Source organism: Sedimentimonas flavescens (assembly GCF_025154035.1).
GTDB classification, from domain to species: Bacteria; Pseudomonadota; Alphaproteobacteria; order Rhodobacterales; family Rhodobacteraceae; genus Rhodobacter; species Rhodobacter flavescens.
Genome location: NZ_JAOALJ010000007.1, coordinates 155,284 through 175,698, shown reverse-complemented (window position 1 = coordinate 175,698; position 20,415 = coordinate 155,284). Strand labels below are relative to the sequence as shown.

The 20,415-nt window shown below is 64.1% G+C and carries 23 protein-coding genes and 1 tRNA gene; 8 read left to right on the top strand and 16 right to left on the bottom strand.

Going from position 1 to position 20,415, the window contains the following annotated elements:
• Positions 1-27: 27 nt before the first annotated feature.
• From N3C64_RS14065 to cysQ, 6 genes are all read right to left on the bottom strand, one after another.
• Positions 28-1,263, bottom strand: coding sequence for a glycosyltransferase family 4 protein (locus N3C64_RS14065; protein WP_260014929.1), 1,236 nt, complete (start codon positions 1,261-1,263; stop codon positions 28-30).
• Positions 1,253-2,239: a UDP-glucose 4-epimerase GalE gene (gene galE, locus N3C64_RS14060; RefSeq protein WP_260014928.1), complete on the bottom strand. Its 987-nt coding sequence runs from the start codon at positions 2,237-2,239 to the stop codon at positions 1,253-1,255. The genes N3C64_RS14065 and galE overlap by 11 nt, the downstream gene beginning before the upstream one ends.
• Before the next feature lie 3 nt (positions 2,240-2,242).
• Positions 2,243-3,136 carry a UTP--glucose-1-phosphate uridylyltransferase GalU gene (gene galU, locus N3C64_RS14055; protein ID WP_260014927.1) on the bottom strand — a complete coding sequence of 298 codons (894 nt, stop codon included), beginning with the start codon at positions 3,134-3,136 and terminating at the stop codon, positions 2,243-2,245.
• Between the two features lie 153 nt (positions 3,137-3,289).
• Positions 3,290-4,510 carry a glycosyltransferase family 2 protein gene (locus tag N3C64_RS14050; protein WP_260014926.1) on the bottom strand — a complete coding sequence of 407 codons (1,221 nt, stop codon included), beginning with the start codon at positions 4,508-4,510 and terminating at the stop codon, positions 3,290-3,292.
• Positions 4,507-5,307 carry a 3-deoxy-manno-octulosonate cytidylyltransferase gene (locus N3C64_RS14045; RefSeq protein WP_260014925.1) on the bottom strand — a complete coding sequence of 267 codons (801 nt, stop codon included), beginning with the start codon at positions 5,305-5,307 and terminating at the stop codon, positions 4,507-4,509. The genes N3C64_RS14050 and N3C64_RS14045 overlap by 4 nt, the downstream gene beginning before the upstream one ends.
• The gene (gene cysQ / locus N3C64_RS14040) at positions 5,307-6,104 is read right to left on the bottom strand and encodes a 3'(2'),5'-bisphosphate nucleotidase CysQ (RefSeq protein ID WP_260014924.1); all 798 of its coding nucleotides are present in this window, start codon (positions 6,102-6,104) and stop codon (positions 5,307-5,309) included. The genes N3C64_RS14045 and cysQ overlap by 1 nt, the downstream gene beginning before the upstream one ends.
• 130 nt (positions 6,105-6,234) lie before the next feature.
• On the opposite strand from cysQ, the gene N3C64_RS14035 reads away from it, so the two are divergent.
• Positions 6,235-7,062: an ABC transporter permease gene (locus N3C64_RS14035; protein WP_260014923.1), complete on the top strand. Its 828-nt coding sequence runs from the start codon at positions 6,235-6,237 to the stop codon at positions 7,060-7,062.
• Here N3C64_RS14035 and N3C64_RS14030 read toward each other — a convergent pair.
• Positions 7,059-8,090 carry a LacI family DNA-binding transcriptional regulator gene (locus N3C64_RS14030; protein WP_218631182.1) on the bottom strand — a complete coding sequence of 344 codons (1,032 nt, stop codon included), beginning with the start codon at positions 8,088-8,090 and terminating at the stop codon, positions 7,059-7,061. The two genes, N3C64_RS14035 and N3C64_RS14030, sit on opposite strands and share 4 nt — an antisense overlap.
• Before the next feature lie 255 nt (positions 8,091-8,345).
• On the opposite strand from N3C64_RS14030, the gene N3C64_RS14025 reads away from it, so the two are divergent.
• Together N3C64_RS14025 and N3C64_RS14020 are read left to right on the top strand one after the other, a co-directional pair.
• A tRNA-Arg gene (locus N3C64_RS14025) sits at positions 8,346-8,422 on the top strand.
• 60 nt (positions 8,423-8,482) lie between these two features.
• Entirely contained in the window at positions 8,483-8,926 is a 444-nt protein-coding gene (locus N3C64_RS14020) for a PaaI family thioesterase (RefSeq protein WP_446033355.1), read from the top strand.
• A 177-nt stretch (positions 8,927-9,103) separates the two neighbouring features.
• On the opposite strand, the gene N3C64_RS14015 is transcribed toward N3C64_RS14020, so the two are convergent.
• The 5 genes from N3C64_RS14015 to N3C64_RS13995 form a co-directional block, all read right to left on the bottom strand.
• A complete protein-coding gene (locus N3C64_RS14015) occupies positions 9,104-9,730 on the bottom strand; it encodes an outer membrane protein (protein WP_260014922.1) in 627 nt (208 codons plus the stop codon).
• A gap of 137 nt (positions 9,731-9,867) precedes the next feature.
• Positions 9,868-11,118, bottom strand: coding sequence for a saccharopine dehydrogenase family protein (locus tag N3C64_RS14010; protein ID WP_260014921.1), 1,251 nt, complete (start codon positions 11,116-11,118; stop codon positions 9,868-9,870).
• Between the two features lie 71 nt (positions 11,119-11,189).
• Positions 11,190-12,290 (bottom strand): carboxynorspermidine decarboxylase, encoded by a 1,101-nt coding sequence (gene nspC, locus N3C64_RS14005; protein ID WP_260014920.1) that lies wholly within the window; start codon positions 12,288-12,290, stop codon positions 11,190-11,192.
• A gap of 78 nt (positions 12,291-12,368) precedes the next feature.
• Positions 12,369-13,073 (bottom strand): winged helix-turn-helix domain-containing protein, encoded by a 705-nt coding sequence (locus N3C64_RS14000; RefSeq protein WP_260014919.1) that lies wholly within the window; start codon positions 13,071-13,073, stop codon positions 12,369-12,371.
• Entirely contained in the window at positions 13,045-13,326 is a 282-nt protein-coding gene (locus N3C64_RS13995; protein WP_218631198.1) for a hypothetical protein, read from the bottom strand. Before N3C64_RS13995 ends, N3C64_RS14000 begins: the two co-directional genes overlap by 29 nt.
• 163 nt (positions 13,327-13,489) lie before the next feature.
• On the opposite strand from N3C64_RS13995, the gene N3C64_RS13990 reads away from it, so the two are divergent.
• The 3 genes from N3C64_RS13990 (at position 13,490) to N3C64_RS13980 (ending at position 15,939) form a co-directional block, all read left to right on the top strand.
• Positions 13,490-13,999 carry a hypothetical protein gene (locus N3C64_RS13990; RefSeq protein ID WP_260014918.1) on the top strand — a complete coding sequence of 170 codons (510 nt, stop codon included), beginning with the start codon at positions 13,490-13,492 and terminating at the stop codon, positions 13,997-13,999.
• An 89-nt stretch (positions 14,000-14,088) separates the two neighbouring features.
• Positions 14,089-14,724, top strand: coding sequence for a ribonuclease HII (gene rnhB / locus N3C64_RS13985; protein WP_218631187.1), 636 nt, complete (start codon positions 14,089-14,091; stop codon positions 14,722-14,724).
• 99 nt (positions 14,725-14,823) lie between these two features.
• A complete protein-coding gene (locus N3C64_RS13980; RefSeq protein WP_218631188.1) occupies positions 14,824-15,939 on the top strand; it encodes a site-specific DNA-methyltransferase in 1,116 nt (371 codons plus the stop codon).
• Positions 15,940-16,046: 107 nt separating this feature from the next.
• Here N3C64_RS13980 and N3C64_RS13975 read toward each other — a convergent pair whose 3' ends face one another.
• From N3C64_RS13975 to N3C64_RS13960, 4 genes are read right to left on the bottom strand one after another with little or no spacing between them, the layout of a single operon-like run.
• The gene (locus tag N3C64_RS13975; protein WP_218631189.1) at positions 16,047-16,490 is read right to left on the bottom strand and encodes a MarR family winged helix-turn-helix transcriptional regulator; all 444 of its coding nucleotides are present in this window, start codon (positions 16,488-16,490) and stop codon (positions 16,047-16,049) included.
• Entirely contained in the window at positions 16,487-17,317 is an 831-nt protein-coding gene (locus N3C64_RS13970; RefSeq protein ID WP_260014917.1) for a carbon-nitrogen hydrolase family protein, read from the bottom strand. The genes N3C64_RS13975 and N3C64_RS13970 overlap by 4 nt, the downstream gene beginning before the upstream one ends.
• Positions 17,317-17,574, bottom strand: coding sequence for a glutaredoxin 3 (gene grxC / locus N3C64_RS13965; protein WP_260014916.1), 258 nt, complete (start codon positions 17,572-17,574; stop codon positions 17,317-17,319). Before grxC ends, N3C64_RS13970 begins: the two co-directional genes overlap by 1 nt.
• A 36-nt stretch (positions 17,575-17,610) precedes the next feature.
• Complete coding sequence (locus N3C64_RS13960) at positions 17,611-18,312, bottom strand: ComF family protein (RefSeq protein WP_260014915.1); 702 nt, start codon at positions 18,310-18,312, stop codon at positions 17,611-17,613.
• 70 nt (positions 18,313-18,382) lie between these two features.
• Here N3C64_RS13960 and N3C64_RS13955 point away from each other — a divergent pair, with 70 nt between their 5' ends.
• Both N3C64_RS13955 and hemH read left to right on the top strand, forming a co-directional pair.
• On the top strand, positions 18,383-19,219 hold the full coding sequence (locus N3C64_RS13955) for a methyltransferase domain-containing protein (RefSeq protein ID WP_260014914.1): 837 nt from the start codon (positions 18,383-18,385) through the stop codon (positions 19,217-19,219).
• Between the two features lie 129 nt (positions 19,220-19,348).
• Positions 19,349-20,398, top strand: coding sequence for a ferrochelatase (gene hemH / locus N3C64_RS13950; protein WP_260014913.1), 1,050 nt, complete (start codon positions 19,349-19,351; stop codon positions 20,396-20,398).
• Positions 20,399-20,415 lie beyond the last annotated feature (17 nt).

Here is a 20,415-nt window from a genome sequence, read left to right as displayed (position 1 = left end):
ACTTCAGGCGCTGTTCGGCGAAGCCTTTCACACCGCGCTTAACACGAGGTTGAAATGCGCCTCCCAGCTTGGCAGGGCCGGATGATCCTTGTCCGAGGTTTCCGCCCGTTCCTGTCCGCGCCCGCCGCCTGTCAGTTCCAGTATCTTGTTAACCCAGTCATAGCTGTCGGTCGGGTCTGCGTAAATGACACTGTTGCCCAGGAATTCCCCGTAAACCGGCAAAGGTGCCGCGATCACGCGCGTGCCAAGCGCCATCGCCTCAAGCGGAGGCAGGCCGAACCCTTCCGCGAAAGAGGGCATGAGCAGCGCATGCGCCCCCGCCAGCAATGCGGATACCGCCGCGTCGCTCAGGTCGGACAGCTCATGCACCACCTTGCCCATGTAAGGCGCGCTGTCGAGACGGTGGAAAACTGCCTCATTCTTCCAGCCGCGGTGGCCGATGATCAACAGGCGCGGGGCCGCCTCGGGGCCCATGCGGGCGATGATCTCTTCCCAAGCGTCAAGCAGCAGGGCGTGGTTCTTGCGCGGCTCGATCGTGCCGAGGGTCACGAAATAGTCCGGCATCAGATCCAGATCGGGCGGGATCGCATGTGCATCGGGGCGCGGCAGATCGACGCCCAGATGGGCGACAAGGCAGGGCGGGTGCTGCGCTCCGGCGTGGCGCCCGATGTCGGCCATGGTCGCGGCCGAGTTGCACAGGATCAGATCGGCATTGCGCAGGACCGCGTCGAAGGCGGCGCGGAACCGCTCGGGCTCGCCGATCCCGGCATAGTCGGGAAGATCGAGCGGGATCGTGTCATGCAGCATGACCGTGATGCGCAGGCCCGGCACCCGGCGCAGCCGTTGCAGGTTCTTTTGTTTGAGCGAGCTTTGCCCGACATTGATATAGCTGATCGGGCGCGGCAGGCGGCGCGCAAGCATCCAGACCAGCCCGCCGCCGGGCACCCGCGCCAGCGCGCGTGTCCGCAATCCGGCCTCAAGCCGCAGGCGCGGGCCGGTGCGGCCGCGCAGCCGGTCGATCAGGCCGGGTGAGGGCAGTGTCTCGGGCGCGCCCAGTGCGGCGAAAACATACTCCGCCTCCGAGCCGCGCAGCAGCAAGAACCCGTAGGCGGTGCGGCAAAGCAGGAAGAGCGGCACATCCTCATGCCGCAGCCGGTCGAGATAGGCCGCTTCGACCCGGTCGATCCCGGTCATCGGGCCACGCCCCACCCGCGACACGAGCCGCGTAATATCCAGAAGTCGGCAGGCGGGCCTATCGCTCATAGTGGCCGCTTTGATGCCAGCGCCAGGCATCGGCGATCATGGTGGACAGATCGGCGCGCTTTGGCGTCCAGCCCAGTTCGCGCATCGCCTTGGTCGAACCCGAGACCAGCACCGCCGCATCGCCGGGCCGCCGATCGCCCTCGATGATCGACACCTCGCGGTTCGTGACGGCGCGGGACTGCGCGATCACCTCGCGCACCGAAAAGCCCTGACCGGTGCCCAGACAGAACACTTCCGAGCCCTTCCCGACCTCAAGCCATTGCAGCCCCAGCACATGCGCATCCACCAGATCGCAGACATGGACATAATCGCGGATGCAGGTGCCGTCGGGCGTGGGGTAATCCGAGCCGAAGACCGTCAGCGCCGGGCGTTTGCCGTCGATGGCGTCCAGCATCAGCGGGATCAGATGCGTCTCGGGGCGGTGGAACTCGCCCACCTCGCCCTCAGGGTCCGAACCCGCGACGTTGAAATAGCGGAAGATGACCGCGCGCAGACCGTGGCTTAGCCCGAAATCGCGCAGCATGTCCTCGATCGCGCGTTTTGAGCCGCCATAGGCATTGATCGGGCGTTGCGGCGTGGTCTCGTCCAGCACGACACCGTCCTGATCGCCATAGGTCGCGCAGGTCGAGGAAAAGACGAAATCGAGGCAACCCGCCGCGCAGGCTGCCTCGATCAGGGTCAGCGACGAAAGCACATTGGCGCGCCAGTATTTGCCGGGGTCCTGCATCGACTCGCCGACAAGGCTGAGGGCGGCGAAATGCATCACCGCCACCGGCCGCCATTTCGCGAAAACCGCATCAAGGCGCGCCCGGTCGGCCAGATCGCCTTCTTCGAGCGGGCCGAACTTCACCGCGTCGCGCCATCCGGTGACAAAGCTGTCGTAGGTGACGGGCACATAGCCTGCGGCCCGCAGGGCCTTGCAGGCGTGGGAGCCGATATAACCGCCCCCACCCGTCACCAGAACATGCTTGGCCATGGGTTACTCGGCGGCCGTACGCATCGCGATGAGGTCGGTCAGGTAGTCCGAGAATTCATCGCGCAGATCCTCACGCGCGAGGCCGAAGGCCACCGTCGCCTGCAGGAAGCCCGCCTTCGAGCCGCAGTCGTAGCGCTGGCCGCGGAAGCGGTAGCCATAGACCGGGTTGCCCTTGCTGATTTCCTCGGCGATGGCGTCGGTCAGCTGGATCTCACCGCCCGCGCCCTGCTTCTTGGCGTTGAGGTTGTTCATGATCTCGGGCGTCAGGATGTAGCGGCCGATCACCGCGAGGTTCGAAGGCGCGACTTCCGGCTTCGGCTTTTCGACCATGCCCTTGACCTTCACGACGGCGCCGTTCTCCTCGGCGATGTCGAGAACGCCGTAGGACGAGGTGCGCTCATGCGGGACCTCCATCGCGGCGACGATATTGCCGCCGGTTTCCTCATAGGCTTCCATCATCTGCTGCAGACAGGGCTTGTCGGCGGCGATGACGTCGTCGGTCAGGATCACCGCGAAAGGCTCGTCGCCCACGAGCCGGCGGGCGCACCAAACGGCATGGCCCAGACCGAGCGCGCGGTTCTGGCGCACATAGGCGATGGCGCCCGAATCCATGTTGGTCGATTCAAGGATATCAAGCAGCTGTGTCTTGCCCGACTTGCGCAGCTGGTTTTCCAGCTCGGGCGCGTCGTCGAAGTAATCCTCAAGCGCCGACTTGCCACGCGAGGTGACGAAGATGAATTCGGTGATGCCAGCCGCGCGCGCTTCGTCGATGGCATACTGGATCAGCGGGCGATCGACGAGCGTCAGGATCTCTTTCGGGATCGACTTGGTGGCGGGAAGAAAGCGCGTTCCGAGACCTGCTACCGGAAAAATCGCTTTGGTAACCTTACGTTTCATTACTCACCCGATATTTGCAGGCGGCGCCATGCCGCCCTTGCGGTTGGCGCGATATTAGGCGTTTTCAGGTGCAGAAAACAAGAAGTGCCCCCTGCGGCCGAAACATGCCTCGCGGAAACTTGCTTGGAGTGAAAGATTTGCGCGAGCGGGGTGCTAGAGGCCCCGAAACGGGGCGATCCGCGCGATCTCGTGGCGCAGCCGCGCGGCGAAGCGCCACGGGGTGAAGGCGGGCTGGTCCCGATCCGATTTCCCCCACAGCCCGCCGCTTTGCTCCCAATAGCCCTCGGGGTGAAACCGGACCCTGTGGCGGCGGATCGACGGGGCGAAGAGAAAGAGCGAAACCACCGCGCCTTGGGCGACCGCACGCGCGGCCTCTGCGCGTTTGGCGCGGGCCTGCCAGATGCGGCCCGCGATGATGCGGCGGGGGAGCGATCCCGCCGGGAACGGCAGGAAGGCGTCGGAGGCCGGGCCGATCGCGGGCAGCGGGTCAATCGGGCGCGTTTCGCCTGCCTCCAGCCCCTCGGTCAGGCTTTGGATGAGCGGCCCGAGTTCGGCTCGCGAGAGCCGACCGCCGGCGCGATAGTCCGCCAGCCGCGCGCGTTGGGCCTCGATCAGCGCGGTCCTTGCCTTCGGAATGGTGGCGGACGGGGCGTGCTTGCGCCAGAAGACTGCCGAGGAGGCGCCAACTTCATGCAGGTCGGTCGGCGTCCGATCCGCCCTGCGCCGGGCCGAGGGGGCGAAGCCGTGATGCACCTGCGCGCCCGGCACGATGGCGGTCAGCCCGCCACTCGCGGCCAGCCGCAGGTTCAGATCGGTCTCATCAAGATAGAAGCGGAACGCCGGATCAAAGCCGCCACGCGCCGCCACCGCATCGCGGCGAAAGGCGCAATTGGTGCCCTCGGTGCGGATCGCGCCCTCGGGCGGGGGCGGCAGGAGCGTCGCTTGCCCCCCGGCCACGTTCAGCCCATGGCTCACGCCAAGCTGGTCAGTCTGCGAGGCTTTCCACTGATAGGAGATCCCGTTGCGCCCGCGCACGAACCCGCCTGCGGCCACCACGCGCGGATCTGCGAAAGGCGTAGTCAGACGGCACAGCCAAGTCGGCTCGGGCACGGCATCGTCGTCGATAAACGCAATCACAGGCGCCGCAGCCACGACGATCCCGGCATTGCGGGCGGCCGAGATATTGGCCTCGTCAAAGAGGATGCTCTTGACGGGTAGCGCCTCGGTTACGGCCAACCCTTCGGGGTCGGCAACCACGATCACTTCGAAATCCGGGTGGTCGAGTTGTGCAAGGCCGCGAAGGCACAGCGACAGATGTTCGGGCCGGTGGCGCGAGACGACGATAACGCTCGTGCGCACCGGCGCCGGGCTCATTCGAGGCCCATGCCCGCCATCATCGCCTCGATCCGGGCGACGTCAGAGGGGTTGTTCAATTCCCAGAACTCGCGTCCGCGGGCCTCGACCTCGGTGCATAGCACCGCGCGGCCGTTTTCAAGGAAGCGCAGCTGCTCCAACCCCTCAAGCGTCTCGAGCGGGCCGATGGGCCAGTCGGGGTAGGCCAGAAGCGTCTGGGGGCGGTAGGCATAGACGCCGACATGGTGGAAAACCGGGGTCGGCGCGTCGGGGGCGTAGCTATCCGAGGTGTAGGGGATGACCTCTTTCGAGAAGTAGATCCCGCGATTGCCCGCCCCGAAGACGGCGGTGGTGCCGCCGACGCGGCCGTGATGGCGGTCTTCGCGCAGGCTGGCCAGCATTGCGCCCTCGCAGCGCAGCACGGGGGTGGCCAGTTCGGCCCAGGGGTTCGCCTCAAGGCCCGCGATCAGATCTTCGATGAACCAGGCGGGCGTCAGCGGCGCATCGCCTTGCAGGTTCACCACGATGTCATAGCCGCCACCCAGGTTGCTGTAGGCCTCCGCGCAGCGCTCGGTCCCGTTGCGGCACTCGGTCGAGGTCATCACGACCTCGGCGCCGTGGCGTTCGGCCTCGGCCTTGATGCGCTCGTCATCGGTGGCGACGACGACGCGATCGACGCCCTTCACGGCCATCGCGGCCTCCCAGCTGCGCTGGATCAGGGTCTTGGACACGCCGCTTGCCCCGGTCAGTGCCACAAGGGGCTTGGCCGGATAGCGCGTCGAGGCATAGCGGGCGGGGATGACGATCAGAACGGACATTATTTCACCAGAAGCACGCCCGGGGCATAGGCGATGAAGAAGGGGTTCTCGAAACCGGGCTTGCCATAGGTAAAGGGCGTGTGGTCGTCGAAGCGCACCATCTCGCCGCCCGCGCCGCGCAGCACCGCGTCGCCCGCCGCCGTGTCCCATTCCATCGTGCGGCCAAGACGTGGGTAAAGATCGGCCTCGCCCGTGGCCACCAGACAGAATTTCAGCGACGAGCCCGCCGAGGTCATGTCTTTCACGCCATATTGCGCGATGTAATCGTCGGTCGCCTGATCGCGGTGCGATTTTGATGCGACCACCATCAACCCGCGATTGTCGGGCATCGAGACGGTGATCGGCGTCTGCACTCCGGGGGTTTCCTTGTCGAACTCGGGCCCGACCTCTTCGACCGAGCGCCCGTCGGCCAGCGTGTAAAACAGCCGCCCCTTGGCGGGCGCATAGACCACGCCGCGCACCGGAACGCCTTCGAGCACATAGGCGATGTTGACAGTGAAATCGCCGCGGCGCTGGACGAATTCCTTGGTGCCATCGAGCGGATCGACGATCAGGAAAGTACTGACCTGCTGGCCGTGGCTGGCCGCCTGTTCCTCGGTCACTTGCGCCACCTGCGGGAAAGCCTCAGCCAGACCCTCCGAGATCAGCGCATCGGCGGCCTCGTCGGCCTCGGTCACGGGCGAGGCGTCGGATTTCGACTTCACCTCGAACTCCGGCGAGTTGTAGATTTCCATGATCTTGTCGCCGGCTTCCAACGCCAGGCGGCGCATCACGCTGACGAGTCGTTCATAATCCATCTTGCACTCCATTCCAGATCGCCCGAGGCCCGATTGCTACAGGGCGACACCCACCTTATGATGCGCCATCAACGGAACGGCAAGTTTTCCCGGCCATGATCGGGGCACGGCAAGGCCAGGATCGCAGGGAATGTTCACGGCAAAGCGCAGCAATTCAACGCTCGGCTCGACCTTCAGCCTGCTGGAGCTGGTGTTTCACCTGACCGCGCGACGCATTCGCGGATCGAGCGGGAATGCCATCGTCGGGCTTCTGTCGAACATGGTTCAGGCCATCATGATGGTCGCCATCTTCTATCTGTTCATGAACATCTTGGGGATGCGCCGCGCCGCCGTGCGCGGCGATTTCATTCTCTATCTGATGAGCGGCGTGTTCCTTTTTATGACCTACAACAAGACCATGTCGGCGGTGTCCGGGTCAGGCGGGCCGACATCGGCGATGATGAAACACGCGCCGATGACCACGGCGGTGGCGATCCTCTCCTCGGCGCTCGCGGTGCTTTATAACCAGATCCTGACGATGGTGATCGTGCTGTACCTCTACCACGCGGCCTTCACCCCCATCGAGATTAACGACTGGGTCGGTGCCCTCGGGATGTTGCTGCTGGCATGGTTCGTGGGGATCGGGATAGGTCTGGTGTTTCTGGCGGCGACGCCCTGGGCGCCCGGGTTGGTCGGGATCATCCGGCTGGTCTACACCCGCGCCAATGTCATCGCCTCGGGCAAGATGTTTCTGGCCAACTCCCTGCCCCCCAAGATGCTGGCCCTGTTCAGCTGGAACCCGCTGTTCCACCTAATCGACCAGTCCCGCGGCTTCACCTTCATCAACTACAACCCGCATTTCACCGACTGGCACTATGCGCTCTACGTCGGGCTGGCGCTGTTGATGCTGGGCCTGCTGGGCGAGTTCTACACCCGCCAGCATGCCTCGGTCAGTTGGGGTAAGGGCGGCGTTCTTTAAGCGCGGCGGATCGTGTCGCCATATTGGATGACCGGCTCCAGCTCGACCACCTCGCCGCCGATCAGCCCCTGATGCGGACGCCCGGCGATGATCTGCGCGGCGGTGCGGCCGATCTCGCGACGGCAGGCGTCCATCGTGGCCAGACGCACCGGAAGACCGTCGAGCAGATCGACCCCGTTGAAGCCCGCCAGCCCCAGTTTGCCCGGCACGTCATAGCCGTTCTCAAGGCACCACAGCAGGCCGCCCGCGCCGATCATGTCGTTCGAGTAATAGAGGAAGTCGATGTCCGGGGTGCGCTTCAGCATCGCCTCGGTCATCTCGCGACCTTTCAGCAGCGCCGACCCGCCCGAATAGAACTCGGTATCGGCGAGCGTGACACCCGCCTTCGCCAGCCCCTCCTCGAAACCTTCAAGGCGTTTACGCGCACGGTGGTCCTCGGGCATCTTGGTGCCAAGGAAACCGATGCGCCGGTAACCTGCCGCCAGGATCGCCTCGGCCATGTGCAGGCCCGCGCGGCGATGCGAGATACCGACGACCGAATCGACGCCGCGCCCGTCCACATCCATGATCTCGACAACCGGCGCGCCGGCGTTTTCAAGCATGGCCCGCGCGGCGGGGGTATGTTCGATCCCCGCGATGATCAGCCCGGAAGGCCGCCACGAGAGCATCTCGTAAAGCACGCTCTCTTCTTTCTCGGGGGAGTAGTTCGTGACGCCGAAGACCGGTTGCAGCCCGGTATCCTCCAGCTCCTGGGAAATGCCCGAGAGCACCTCGGGGAACACCAGATTCGAGAGCGAAGGCACGATCACCCCCACAAGATTGACCCGCTGCGAGGCCAGCGCCCCGGCGATCTTGTTGGGCACATAGCCAAGCTCCTTGGCGGCCTCGAGCACCTTCTCGCGCGTCGAGTCGGACACATCTCCTCGGTTTCGCAGAACCCTGCTCACCGTCATTTCCGAGACGCCGGAAGCCTCAGAGACATCGCGCAGAGTCAGCGGGCGGCGGGGTTCGACAGGAGGTCTGGACACGCAATTGGCCTTTCGTTGGGGATGTACCTTGTTAGCGCCAAATATTTCTCTTGCGCAAGCGTCTCGCGCTGGATATGTTAGCGATAACGGCAGAGGGCTAGAATCCGAACAATCCGAAGCCGGCTATACCAGCAAGCGTGTAGACTCCGATCGCTGAGCTGGGTTGAAAAGGGGGAGCGGTGGGCCAATACGCTCCCCCTTTTTGCATCTTCGCTCCCTTGCACGAGAACCGATTGCCCGCGATAAGGGGGCGATGGCCCCGTGGCTCAACTGGATAGAGCAGCCCCCTCCTAAGGGGCAGGTTACAGGTTCAAATCCTGTCGGGGTCACCATCTTTTCCTCCCTCCGCCGCGATGATTGACAGCGCGGGGCAGCCGCCCTTAGCGTTCGGCATGACCGATCGCCTCGATCCCCAGATCATGGACGCCGTCCGCGCGAGCTTCGCGCGTCAGAACGCCATGGCCTTGATCCGCGCCGAGCTGCCGGTGATCGCGCCGGGGCGCACCGAGATCCACTTGCCGCATTGGCAAGGGGTCGAACAGCAGCATGGCTTCGTGCATGGCGGTGTCGTTGGCATGATCGCCGATTCGGCGGCGGGCTATGCCGCCATGACAACCGTGCCGCAGGGGGCCTCGGTCCTGACGGTGGAATACAAGATCAACCTTGTGGCGCCTGCGGTCGGATCGAAGCTGATTGCGCGCGGCACCGTGCTTCGGCCGGGCCGCACACTGATCCTGACCAAGGCAGAGGTTTTCGGCATCGACGAGGGGCGCGAAAAACTTTGCGCCGTGATGCAGCAGACCATAATGGTCATGCACGGCAAAGAGGAGAGATAAGCTCTGCCCGGGACAGTGAATGGAGAGCGCTTCCCAAACGGATTCAGGGCGCGACAACCTTTGCCATGTTTGCTGTCGGGTTTTTGGGCCAGTCCAGGAATGGAATAGCAAGAAGCACTAAGAAAAACGCGGGCCAAAATGGCCCGCATTCCTGTGTCGCGATCGGACCCTGCCAGATCAGAACTTGTACCCCAGACCAACAGAGGCGTTGATGTTGCGGACATCGTGGGTCAGCGTACAGCCCGATCCGCAATAGTTGAACGACGTGCCATTATAGAAAGTCGCGTCGATCGAGCCCCGCAGCAACATCTTCTTGTTGATCCTCGCGTCTGCACCCAGGCCGATGGTGGGGCCGTAGATATTGCCATTCTGGTGGGTGTTGCCGTCCGGCCAGTAGGTGTTCAGGCGTGCTGCAGCGACACCAACGGTGACGAAGGGCAGGTAGTTCCCCTGATCCAGGCCAGCGCGGAACAGCAGCGCGCCGTGCGTACCAAGGCCGCTCTCGAAGTTGCCGGGGCCCGGAACGCCGGTGATCAGTGCGCGGTCGCTATGCGACGAGACGCGTGCTTCGATACCGTAGACAAAGTTTTCGCGTTGCCAGTTGTGACCACCGAACGCCGTCAGGGTGGTGAAGTTCTCGTCCGTGTCAGAGCGACCCAGGAAGGGTTCGGTCATGCGGACGTCAGAATTGTTGAGGTCGAGCGTCGCGCCTGCGTAAGAGCCTGCCCAGTTTCCGGCGTCCTGAGCCATGGCCGCAGATGACGCAAGAGCGGCCGCAGCAATCGTGCACGAAAGCTTGTTCATTTTTTCTTCCTTAAAGAAATCGGATGTTTGCCTAGAGACAAATCCTGCGCACAGCAGCCAACCAAAGCAAGAGTTGGTCAGCCACAGCAGGGCTGACCAACTCGAGCTGTGATTCTTACGCAACGCAAACTACGCTGTCAGGCCGCGTTCCAGGCCTTGTCCTTGCCGCCAAGGCCGCCTTCCAGAACGCGGGTCGGCAGGCCGATGCGGTCGAGGATGGTGAAGAAGGGCTTGGGGTCCAGCTCTTCGACGTTCTTCATGGTTTTGGCATCCCACTCGCCGGTCGCGACCAGCATCGCGGCGGCGACCGGGGGCACGCCCGCGGTGTAGGAGATCCCCTGCGAGCCGACCTCGAGATAGGCTTCCTTGTGATCGGCGACGTTATAGACGAAGACCTCGACGTCCTTGCCGTCCTTGGTGCCCTTCACCAGATCGCCGATGCAGGTCTTGCCGGTGTAATCGGGCGCGAGGCTTGCCGGGTCGGGCAGCACGGCCTTGACCACCTTGAGCGGCACGACCTCCTGGCCCTCGGCGGTCTTGACGGGTTGCTCGGACAGCAGGCCGAGGTTCTTCAGCACCGTGAAGACGTTGATGTAATGCTCGCCAAAGCCCATCCAGAAGCGCACATCGGCGTTCGGGTAGTTGGCAGCGAGCGAATGCACCTCGTCGTGGCCCGACTGATAGGCGCGGCAGGTGCCGACGACCGGCAGATCCCAGTCGCGGCCCGATGCGAACATCGAGGTTTCCTTCCACTGCTGGTCTTCCCAGTAATAGACGGTGCCGGTGAATTCGCGGAAGTTGATCTCGGGGTCGAAGTTGGTGGCGAAATACTTGCCGTGCGAACCCGCGTTGATGTCGACGATGTCGATGGACTTCACCTCGTCCATGTATTCGTCGATGGCAAAGCGCGCGAAGGCGTTCACGACGCCCGGGTCAAAGCCCGCGCCGAGGATGGCGGTCACGCCCTTCTGGGCGCAGAGGTCGCGCTTTTTCCATTCGTAATTGCCATACCACGGCGGAGCCTCGCAGATCTTGGCGGGGTCCTCGTGGATGGCGGTGTCGATATAGGCCGCGCCCGTCTCGATGCAGGCGTCAAGCACGGTCATGTTCACGAAGGCCGAGCCCACGTTGATCACGATTTCCGCGCCGGTCTTGCGGATCAGGGCTGCCACGGCGGCCGTGTCCATCGCGTCAACCGCATGTGCCTCGAACGTGCCCGGCACTTTCATCGCGTTCTTCGCATGAACGCTTGCGATGACCGCGTCGCATTTCGCCTTCGTGCGCGAGGCGATGTGCAGGGCGCCCAGAACGTCATTGTTCTGCGCGCATTTATGGGCGACGACTTGCGCCACGCCACCGGCACCGATGATGAGCACGTTACGTTTCACTTCGGCTGTCTCCTTAAGTCTGACAGGACAGGGGAAGGGGGCTTTTCAGGCCCGTGAATGAGGCCGGGGCCTCAGGACAATGAGGAAGCGTAATCCTCGTAGGTGAATTCGCGGATCAACTCGACGGTGCCGTTGCCATCCGCGCGGCGGATCGCAATCGCGGGCATGTTGACGCCGTTGAACCAGTTCTTCTTGACCATGGTATAGCCGGCCGCGTCCTGAACCGAAATCCGGTCGCCGACCTGCAAGGGCGCGGCAAAGCGCGCCTCGCCAAAGATATCGCCCGCAAGGCAGGTCTTGCCCGCCACCTGATAGGGGTAGTCGCCCTCTTGCGGCAGCTTCGCGGTTTCGCGGTAGATCAGCAGATCAAGCATATGCGCCTCGATCGAGCTATCGACGATGGCGACCTTCTTACCGTTGTCGACGATGTCGAGAACGCTGACCTCAAGCGTGGTCGATTGCGTGATCGAGGCCTCGCCGGGCTCCAGATAAACCTGCACGCCGAGCCGCTCCGAGAACGCACGCAGCCGCGCGGCGAGTTTCTCCAGCGGGTAGCCCTCGCCGGTGAAATGGATGCCGCCACCCAGGCTGACCCATTTCAGCTTCTTCAGGAAATCGCCGAACTCGGACTCAATCCGGGTCAGCTGCTGGTCGAACAGGTCGAAATCGCGGTTCTCGCAGTTGTAATGGATCATCACGCCCGAGATGCGCGGCAGCGCGGCCTCAAGGCGCGCGATGTCCCATTCGCCAAGCCGCGAGAAGGGGCGTGCCGGGTCGGCAAGATCGAAGCCGGAGGTCGAGAAGCGCGGGTTGAGGCGCAGGCCGATCTCGATATGGCTGGCCTTGTCGGCGAAGCGATCCAGCTGCGAGAGCGAGTTGAAGATGATCTTGTCGGCGTAGGAAATCGCCTCGTCGATCTCCCCATCGGACCAGGCGACGGAATAGGCATGGGTCTCGCCGCCGAACTTCTCGCGCCCCAGACGCAGCTCGAAGAGCGAGGATGAGGTCGTGCCGTCCATATGCGGCTTCATCGCCTCGAACGCCCCCCAGGTCGCGAAGCATTTCAGCGCCAGAAGCGCCTTGGCGCCCGACAGCTCGCGCAGCCGCGCGATCTTGTGCATGTTTTCGAGAAGGCGGGCTTCGTCGATCAGGTAGTAGGGCGTCGGAATCATGAACTCCCCCCGGGGCGGCAAAGTGAAGCCGCGATATAGGGCCCCGGCCCCCCCTCTGCAAGGAAAATAGGGGGCGCGTCAGTCCACGCGGATTGCCTCTTTGGCTACGGTGAGAGTGTAACCCTTGCGTGAAATGTTGCGCACCAGAAGCTCGGCCACAAGCTGGTTTCCAAGCGCATCGCGCAGCCGCTTGATGCGGGTGGCACCGGCGGCCTCGTCGCAATCGGCCTCGGGGCGGCCCGAGATCACGGCCTCGATCTGCGCGCCGGTCAGGATGTCGTCATCCATCCGCGCCTCTGCCAGAACGGCCAGCGTCTCGATCGCGGCGGGGGTCAGGGTAAAGGCCATGTCGTTGAGCATCACCGCATTCTCGCCGCGCAGGATGCGCAGGCGCTGCACCTCGATCCCGGCGCGCTGGATCTCGGACATGCGGCGATTGAGGCTGACGAAAATGACCAGCAGAACCAGTGCGGCAATCATCAGCGCGGTCGCGAAGACCAGCAGAATGAAGATGATCACGCGGTAGGACGAGAGCACCTCGGCGAAAGCGGTGCCCGACTGGGCCAGAACCTCAAGCAGCTTGATCTCGCCAGGCGAGGTCAGCGCGTCGTTCTCGACAAAGATCCGCTCGACCCGTGTGTTGAAGGCATTGGCATCGGGCAGCGACAGGAACAAAAGCGCCGCCGCGACCGCCAGAATCGTGGCGATCGCCGCGATCCCCCAGATCACCGCGCGGTTGCCTGTGCGCAGGCCCTCAGTAACGGAGGAAATATTGTCCGGCACTGGCCTTCCTCTGCTCCAACCCTTCCGGGCCGAAAATGGAGAGAATGTTCAGCAGCGTCCATCCCCCACGTTCAAGGCGTTTGGACAATGCGCGCGCTGCCGCCTGCTTCGAGCAGGCATTGTCGGGCAGTTCCGCGACGCCGTAATGCAGCCGCAAGGGATTGTCCTGCTTGGCCTTGTAATCGGCATAGCAGGCGGCCTGCGCGGGGGCGGCAGCGACCAACAGGGCAAGGGCAAGAAGGGTGTGTTTCATCATGCGCTCAGGCTGCGATGGGCGGCGGCGCTATGCAATAGCCAAGCGGGTTATTGCCGGTGTTATCGGATAGCAGGGGGCTGTTATTGCGTGTCGAACGGCGCTGGCGCAATGGTCGGCCATCCCTAATCGCGGGGCGACCCGCCAAGACGAGGACCTGACCATGATCCGCTTCTCCTTCAAGGCCATCACCGCCGCCACCGCCGCTGCTGCCTTTGCGCTGACCGCCGTTGCCCCCACGCCCGCCGCCGCCCTTGACGACAAGGAGGCGCTTGGCCTGATCCTTGGCCTCGGTGCCGCAGCCATCATCATGGACAACATGAAAGACAACGCGCGCCCTTCGACCAAGAGCAACACCCAGAACTGGTATCCCTATGCCGAGCGCGTGGATGACCCCTGGGATGCGCGCCGCGGCTACGACTACCGTTATCAGGATCGCAACCGTCAGCGCGTGCGCCTTGATGTGCCCTCGCGCTGCATGATCACCGTCGAGCGTCGCGGCCAGCGCAGCCAGATGGTCGAGGGGCGTTGCCTCGAAAAGATCGCGCGGAAAGAGCATGTCCGCCTGCCGAGATCCTGTGCCTTCGACATTCGTGGCGATCGCGGTTTCCGCGAAGAGGTCTATGGCAAGAACTGCCTTGAGGATCGCGGCTTCCGCATCAGCCGCCGCTAACTGCGACATGAGGCACGAGCAGGGCGCGGGGGCCACTGGCCCTCGCGTTTTTCGTTGCGCGGGGCCGGCGGAGCGGGCAGGACTCACGCATGGCACAGGCACCCGATTACAGTTTCGAGTTGGCCGCGCAGGCGCGCGGTCTGATCCGTATCGCCGGCGTTGACGAGGTCGGGCGGGGTCCGCTTTGCGGCCCGGTCACGGCGGCGGCAGTTGTGCTGGACCCGGCGCGCATCCCGCAGGGCCTGAACGATTCCAAGAAGCTCAGCGCCCGGCGCCGCGCCGAGCTGGTGGCCGAGATTACCGCCAGCGCCGACTGGTGCGTGGCCCATGCGAGCGTCGAGGAGATCGACAGCCTCAATATCCTGCAAGCCTCGCATCTGGCGATGTGCCGCGCCATCGCTGGGCTGCAAGGCGCGCCCGACCATGTGCTTGTCGATGGCAATCGCATCCCGCGCGATCTGTCGCTTTCGGCCGAGGCGCTGGTGAAAGGTGACGCAAGGTCAGTCTCGATCGCGGCGGCCTCGATCCTGGCGAAAGAGGCGCGCGACGCGCTGATGGTGGATTTGGCGCAACAATACCCCGGCTACGGCTGGGAGAAGAACGCAGGCTACCCCACCAAGGACCATCTGCAGGCCCTTCTAGATCTTGGGGTTACCCCCGTTCATAGACGTTCGTTCAAACCCGTCCACAACATCTTGTGCCAAGCAAAATCTGTAAGTGCTTGATTCAAAAAAGAATTTGACGCTGATTCGTCTTTGACTCATCTTTGGAGCCACAGATCGACACAAGTCGACACCCCGAGCAGTACGGGAAATGAGGCACAGATGACGAAAACGAAAGCTCCTGTGGAGGCCGCGCGGCTTCCGCTTAACCAGATCATTGCGGGCGACTGCATCGAGGTCATGAACAGCTTGCCCGAGGCAAGCGTCGATCTGATCTTTGCCGACCCGCCCTATAATCTACAGCTGCGCGGAGATCTGCACCGGCCCGACAATTCCAAGGTCGATGCGGTCGATGACCACTGGGATCAGTTCTCTTCCTTCGCCAGCTACGACCGCTTTACCCGCGACTGGCTGGCCGCGGCGCGCCGCATCCTCAAGCCCAATGGCGCGATCTGGGTGATCGGCTCCTATCACAACGTCTTCCGCCTCGGCGCCGAGTTGCAAAACCAGGGCTACTGGATCCTCAACGATGTCGTGTGGCGCAAGTCGAACCCGATGCCGAATTTCCGCGGCAAGCGCCTGACTAACGCGCATGAGACGCTGATCTGGGCCTCGAAGTCGGAAGCGGCGAAATACACCTTCAATTACGAGGCGCTGAAGGCGCTTAACGAAGGCGTGCAGATGCGCTCGGACTGGGTGCTGCCGATCTGCACTGGCAATGAGCGTCTGAAAGACGACCAGGGCGACAAGGCGCATCCGACGCAAAAGCCCGAAAGCCTGCTGCATCGCGTGATCCTGGGCACCACGAACCCGGGCGACGTGATCCTTGACCCGTTCTTCGGCACCGGCACAACCGGGGCCGTTGCGAAGATGCTCGGCCGCGAATTCATCGGCATCGAGCGCGAGGCTTCCTACCGTGCGGTGGCGCAGAAGCGCATCGACCGCGTGCGGAAATTCGACAAGGAAGCCCTCGAAATCACCGGCTCGAAGCGCGCAGAACCGCGCGTTCCCTTCGGCCAGCTCGTGGAGCGCGGCATGCTGCGCCCGGGCGAAGAGCTTTTCTCCATCGGCAATCGCTACAAGGCGAAGGTTCGCGCCGATGGCACGCTCGTCGGAAATGACGTGAAGGGCTCTATCCACCAGGTCGGCGCGCATCTCGAAGGTGCGCCGTCGTGTAACGGCTGGACCTACTGGCACTTCAAGCGCGATGGCAAGATGGTGCCCATCGACCTGCTGCGCCAGCAGATCCGTGCGGAAATGGACGGCCGCCCGAACTGATCGGGCGCCCGCTTTCCCCTGACATTTTAGGTTACCGCCAGTGCCCGTGGTCCGCCCGCGGTCACAGCCTTGCCCCGCCGTTCGCTCGGCGGGGCCTTTTCATGGGCTTAGGGATCCAGTTCCAGCTGCTTGCGCAATTCGCGCAGCACCGGCAGGGCGGCGCGCACCCGCTCGGTTCCGATCGAGCGCACGACATCCGCGATCACCGGCATGAAGGCCGCCAGCGCCGCATCGCGCGCCTGCCGCCCGGCGGGCGAGATCGAAACGAACTTGCGCCGCGCATCGTCCCAATCGGGGCGGATATGGATGTGGCCGGCCCATTCGAGCTTGGAAAGCGTGTTGGTCATCGCCCCGCGCGTGACATGGAACGTCGCCGCCAGCTGGGCGGGGGTGCGCTCTTCGCCGATATGGGCAAGATGGTTCAGCACCGAGAAATGCGAGATCTCCATCCCCTTGGGCAGCGCACGGCTGACCACGTTGCGGGCCAGCTGGTCCACGGTGAAGACCTCTGCGAAGAGGGTTGCGGCGAGGGGATCGGTTGTATCGTTCATGGTCCCTCGAAGTCCCGGTCATGCGCTAACGAGGGCACCCTTACCCTTGCTTGCGCAACGCGCGCAAGGTCGATCTCGACCAGGGTGACGCCGGGTTCCGTGCCGCCATCGGCCAGAACCTCACCCCAAGGCGCAACGGCAAGGCTGTGGCCCCAGGTCCGGCGCGGGCGACCGCCATGGGCCGCGTGGGTGCCGCATTGCGCGGGTGCGAGCATGAAACAGGTATTCTCGATCGCGCGCGCGCGGATCAGGCTTTCCCAATGCGCGGCGCCCGTTGTGTCATTGAAAGCCGCGGGCAGCGTCAGGATCTGCGCACCGCCCTGCGCCAGTCTGCGAAACAGATGCGGGAAACGCAGATCGTAGCAGATCGCCATGCCAAGGGGTGTTCCGGCAACCTCGGTCAGCACGGCGCGGGTTCCGGGGCGGTAGGTCTCGGATTCGCGATACCGCTCGGTTTCCGAGACATCCACGTCGAACATGTGGATCTTGTCGTAGCGCGCGACGATCTGGCCCTGCGGCCCGATCAGGAAGGAGCGGTTGGCAAACCGCCCGTCGGCGTCATGGGTCTTGAGCCCGAGCGAGCCGATCAAGAGCCAGATGCCTAGCGCCTCGGCCTCGGCCCGCAGGGCGGCAAGCGTCAGGTCGTCCTCTTCATGGCGCAGCACGGCGTTTTGATGGGCGCGGTTCGACGACAGCAGGTTGGTGCACTCCGGCGTCAGAATGAAATCTGCGCCCGCGCCCGCCGCCTCGCGGATGAAGCCGAGGGTGACCGGCAGGTTCACTGCCGGATCGTCGGTCACCGAGAGTTGGACGAGCGCCGCTTTCATCAGGCCGCCAGCATCGGGTCAAGCTTGCCCGCCGCATCGAGCGCATGCAGATCGTCGCAGCCGCCGACGTGTTGGCCGCCGATGAAGATCTGCGGAACCGAGCGGCGACCGTTCGCGCGTTCGGTCATCGCGATGCGCAGCGCCGGGTCGGCGCCGACGTCGGTTTCCTCGAAGGGGATACCCTTGCGGGTCAGCAGCGCCTTGGCGGCGATGCAATAGGGGCAGGTGCGGGTGGTGTAAATCTCAACGCGTTTCATGGGTTCCCTCGGATCTGGGGCGAAGACTATAGGGATTTAGGGATGCTTCGCAACGCGCGCCAGTGCCGCAACACACACCTTATGTGCGCCTGCGGCATAGGCCGCCTCGGTCGCGGCGCTCAGCGTGGCGCCCGACGTCATCACATCATCCACGATCAGCAGCGCCTTGCCCTGCAATGCCTGCCTGTGTCGCGGGCGGATGGCGATGGCGCCCGAGAGGTTCTCGAACCGCTCCTCGCGGCTGCGACCCTCCTGGCTGGGGGTGGCGCGGCTACGCAGGAAAAGATCGGGCAGACAGGTCAGCCCCGTGCGCCGTGCCAGCGCCTGCGCAAGCAGGGCGGACTGGTTGAAACGTCGTTTTATCAAGCGCTTGCGGTGCAGCGGGATGGGCGCGATCAGCATTCCGTCTTCGATGATGCCTTCGCAGGCGCGCGCCAGCCAGACCGCCATGGGCCGCACAAGATCCTGCCGGTCGCCATGTTTGAGGCCCAGCACCATGCGCCGCGCCGCGCCGGAATAGAGCATCGCCGCGCGCCCCTTTTGCCATGGCCGCGGGTGGCGCAGGCAGTCATCGCACAGGACCGCTGCCGGGTCGTCGCCCGGAAGCGGCGCGCCGCAGTGATCGCAACACAATCCGGTGATGAAGGGCGTCTCGGCCCAGCAGGCGCCGCACAGGCCGAAGTCGCTGGCCACCGCCTCGCCGCAGGCGATGCAGCGCGGCGGAAAGACCGTGTGCATCAGGCCGCGCCCCAAGCTGCCGATCCCGGCTAGAATCCCGTCACGAAGCGCACTAATCTCTCGCCCCATCATGAGCACCCCGCCCAAACTCACCGACCGAGCCGCGCTGTTGCGCAACCGTGACCGCGCCAAGCGACAGGGACCCGAGCTGTTCCTGCACGAAGATGCCGCGATCGAGCTTGAGGAGAGGCTCAACGAGGTTAACAGAACCTTTACGCAGCCCGCCATCGTGACGAATTTTCCCGATCCGTGGCTTGCCGTCCTGCCCGGCGCCAAGGTCGTGGCCGATGACGAGATGCTGGATCTGGAGCCGGGCGGTCATGATCTGGTGGTGCATGCGATGTGCCTGCATTGGGCCAACGACCCGGTCGGGCAGATCGTGCAGGCGGCGCGCGCGCTGCGCCCCGACGGGCTCTTCATCGCCGTGGCCTTCGGCGGCCAGACCCTGCACGAGCTGCGCGCCGTACTGGCCGAGGCCGAGGCGTCGGTCAGCGGTGGCCTCAGCCCGCGCGTGCTGCCGATGGGCGAGATCCGCGATCTGGGCGCCTTGCTGCAACGCTCGGGTCTGGCCCTGCCGGTGGCCGACAGCGTGCAGCGCAAGGTTAGCTACGCCGACCCGCTGCGGCTGCTGCATGATCTGCGCGCCATGGGCGAGGGCAATGCGCTTGACGCCCGGCTGCGCCGCTTCACCCCGCGCGGTGTAATCGTCGAGGCGCTGCGCCGCTATGCCGAGAGTTTTGCCGAGCCCGAGGGTCGGGTGCATGCCACCTTCGACATGGTCTGGCTGACCGGCTGGAAGCCGCATGAAAGCCAGCAAAAGCCGCTGCGCCCCGGTTCGGCCATTCAGCGGTTGGCCGATGCGCTGAACACCCGCGAGCTGCCAACCGGCGAGAAACCCCCGAAATAGACCCTGTTCCGGCGCAAAAGGCCCGCTCAGGTTGTTCGCGCTGAGTGCTTCGTGAAAGGTCGCATTGACCCGCGCTCAAAAGGCTTTAAGTCGGGAGAGGTTCCGAGAAGAGAGAGACAGGACAGGAAGATGAGCACCAATCCGCGCCTTGCCCATGCCCCCGCCGACCACCCGCCGGTGCCCAATGCGAAGATCGGTCTGCTGGTGGCCAACCTCGGCACGCCGGATGCAACGGACTACTGGTCGATGCGGCGCTATCTGAACGAGTTCCTCTCGGACAAGCGGGTCATCGACTATCCGGCGTGGAAGTGGCAACCGCTGTTGCAGCTGATCATCCTGTCGAAGCGGCCTTTTACCTCGGGCGCGAATTACAAGCTGATCTGGAATAAAGAGGCCGACGAAAGCCCGCTGATGACCATCACCAAGCAGCAGGTGACCAAGCTGCGAGAGGCTGTCGCCGCGCGCTATGGCGCCGAGGTGGTGGTGGATTACTGCATGCGCTACGGCAACCCCTCGACCCATGATGTCGTGGATCGGATGGTGAAGCAGGGCTGCGAGAAGATCCTGTTCCTGCCGCTTTACCCGCAATATGCGGGTGCGACCTCGGCCACGGCGAACGATCAGTTCTTCCGCGCGCTGATGACGCAAAAGCGCCAGCCTGCGGCCCGCGTCGCGCCCGAGTATTTCGACCGCCCGAGCTATATCGAGGCGCTGGCGGCTTCGGTCGAGCGGGTCTATGCGACGCTTCCCGCCCGCCCCGATGTGCTTGTGGCCTCGTATCACGGGATGCCCAAGCGCTATCTGATGGAAGGCGACCCCTACCATTGCCAGTGCCAGAAGACCTCGCGCCTGTTGATGGAACGGCTCGGCTGGCGGAAGGGCGATATCGACACGACCTTCCAGTCGGTCTTCGGCTCCGAGGAATGGCTCAAGCCTTACACAGTCGAGCATGTGGCGGAACTCGCCAAGGCTGGCAAAAAGAATATCGCGGTGATCTCGCCCGCATTCAGTGCCGATTGCATCGAGACGCTGGAGGAGATTAACGGCGAGATCCGCGAGGCCTTCGAGCACGCAGGCGGCGAGAGCTTTACCTATATCCCCTGTCTTAACGACGACGATCTGCACATCACGGCGCTGATGGAAGTGGTTGAGGAGAACCTGGCGGGGTGGATTGCCTGAGAAGGACACGCGGGGCT

Bases quoted from the DNA above. Each gene is read 5' to 3' on its own strand.
- N3C64_RS14065 (WP_260014929.1), bottom strand. From the start codon at position 1,263: ATGAGCGATAGGCCCGCCTGCCGACTTCTGGATATTACGCGGCTCGTG.
- galE (WP_260014928.1), bottom strand. From the start codon at position 2,239: ATGGCCAAGCATGTTCTGGTGACGGGTGGGGGCGGTTATATCGGCTCC.
- galU (WP_260014927.1), bottom strand. From the start codon at position 3,136: ATGAAACGTAAGGTTACCAAAGCGATTTTTCCGGTAGCAGGTCTCGGA.
- N3C64_RS14050 (WP_260014926.1), bottom strand. From the start codon at position 4,510: ATGAGCCCGGCGCCGGTGCGCACGAGCGTTATCGTCGTCTCGCGCCAC.
- N3C64_RS14045 (WP_260014925.1), bottom strand. From the start codon at position 5,307: ATGTCCGTTCTGATCGTCATCCCCGCCCGCTATGCCTCGACGCGCTAT.
- cysQ (WP_260014924.1), bottom strand. From the start codon at position 6,104: ATGGATTATGAACGACTCGTCAGCGTGATGCGCCGCCTGGCGTTGGAA.
- N3C64_RS14035 (WP_260014923.1), top strand. From the start codon at position 6,235: ATGTTCACGGCAAAGCGCAGCAATTCAACGCTCGGCTCGACCTTCAGC.
- N3C64_RS14020 (WP_446033355.1), top strand. From the start codon at position 8,483: ATGACCGATCGCCTCGATCCCCAGATCATGGACGCCGTCCGCGCGAGC.
- N3C64_RS14015 (WP_260014922.1), bottom strand. From the start codon at position 9,730: ATGAACAAGCTTTCGTGCACGATTGCTGCGGCCGCTCTTGCGTCATCT.
- nspC (WP_260014920.1), bottom strand. From the start codon at position 12,290: ATGATTCCGACGCCCTACTACCTGATCGACGAAGCCCGCCTTCTCGAA.
- N3C64_RS13995 (WP_218631198.1), bottom strand. From the start codon at position 13,326: ATGAAACACACCCTTCTTGCCCTTGCCCTGTTGGTCGCTGCCGCCCCC.
- N3C64_RS13990 (WP_260014918.1), top strand. From the start codon at position 13,490: ATGATCCGCTTCTCCTTCAAGGCCATCACCGCCGCCACCGCCGCTGCT.
- rnhB (WP_218631187.1), top strand. From the start codon at position 14,089: ATGGCACAGGCACCCGATTACAGTTTCGAGTTGGCCGCGCAGGCGCGC.
- N3C64_RS13980 (WP_218631188.1), top strand. From the start codon at position 14,824: ATGACGAAAACGAAAGCTCCTGTGGAGGCCGCGCGGCTTCCGCTTAAC.
- N3C64_RS13975 (WP_218631189.1), bottom strand. From the start codon at position 16,490: ATGAACGATACAACCGATCCCCTCGCCGCAACCCTCTTCGCAGAGGTC.
- N3C64_RS13970 (WP_260014917.1), bottom strand. From the start codon at position 17,317: ATGAAAGCGGCGCTCGTCCAACTCTCGGTGACCGACGATCCGGCAGTG.
- grxC (WP_260014916.1), bottom strand. From the start codon at position 17,574: ATGAAACGCGTTGAGATTTACACCACCCGCACCTGCCCCTATTGCATC.
- N3C64_RS13960 (WP_260014915.1), bottom strand. From the start codon at position 18,312: ATGCACACGGTCTTTCCGCCGCGCTGCATCGCCTGCGGCGAGGCGGTG.
- N3C64_RS13955 (WP_260014914.1), top strand. From the start codon at position 18,383: ATGAGCACCCCGCCCAAACTCACCGACCGAGCCGCGCTGTTGCGCAAC.
- hemH (WP_260014913.1), top strand. From the start codon at position 19,349: ATGAGCACCAATCCGCGCCTTGCCCATGCCCCCGCCGACCACCCGCCG.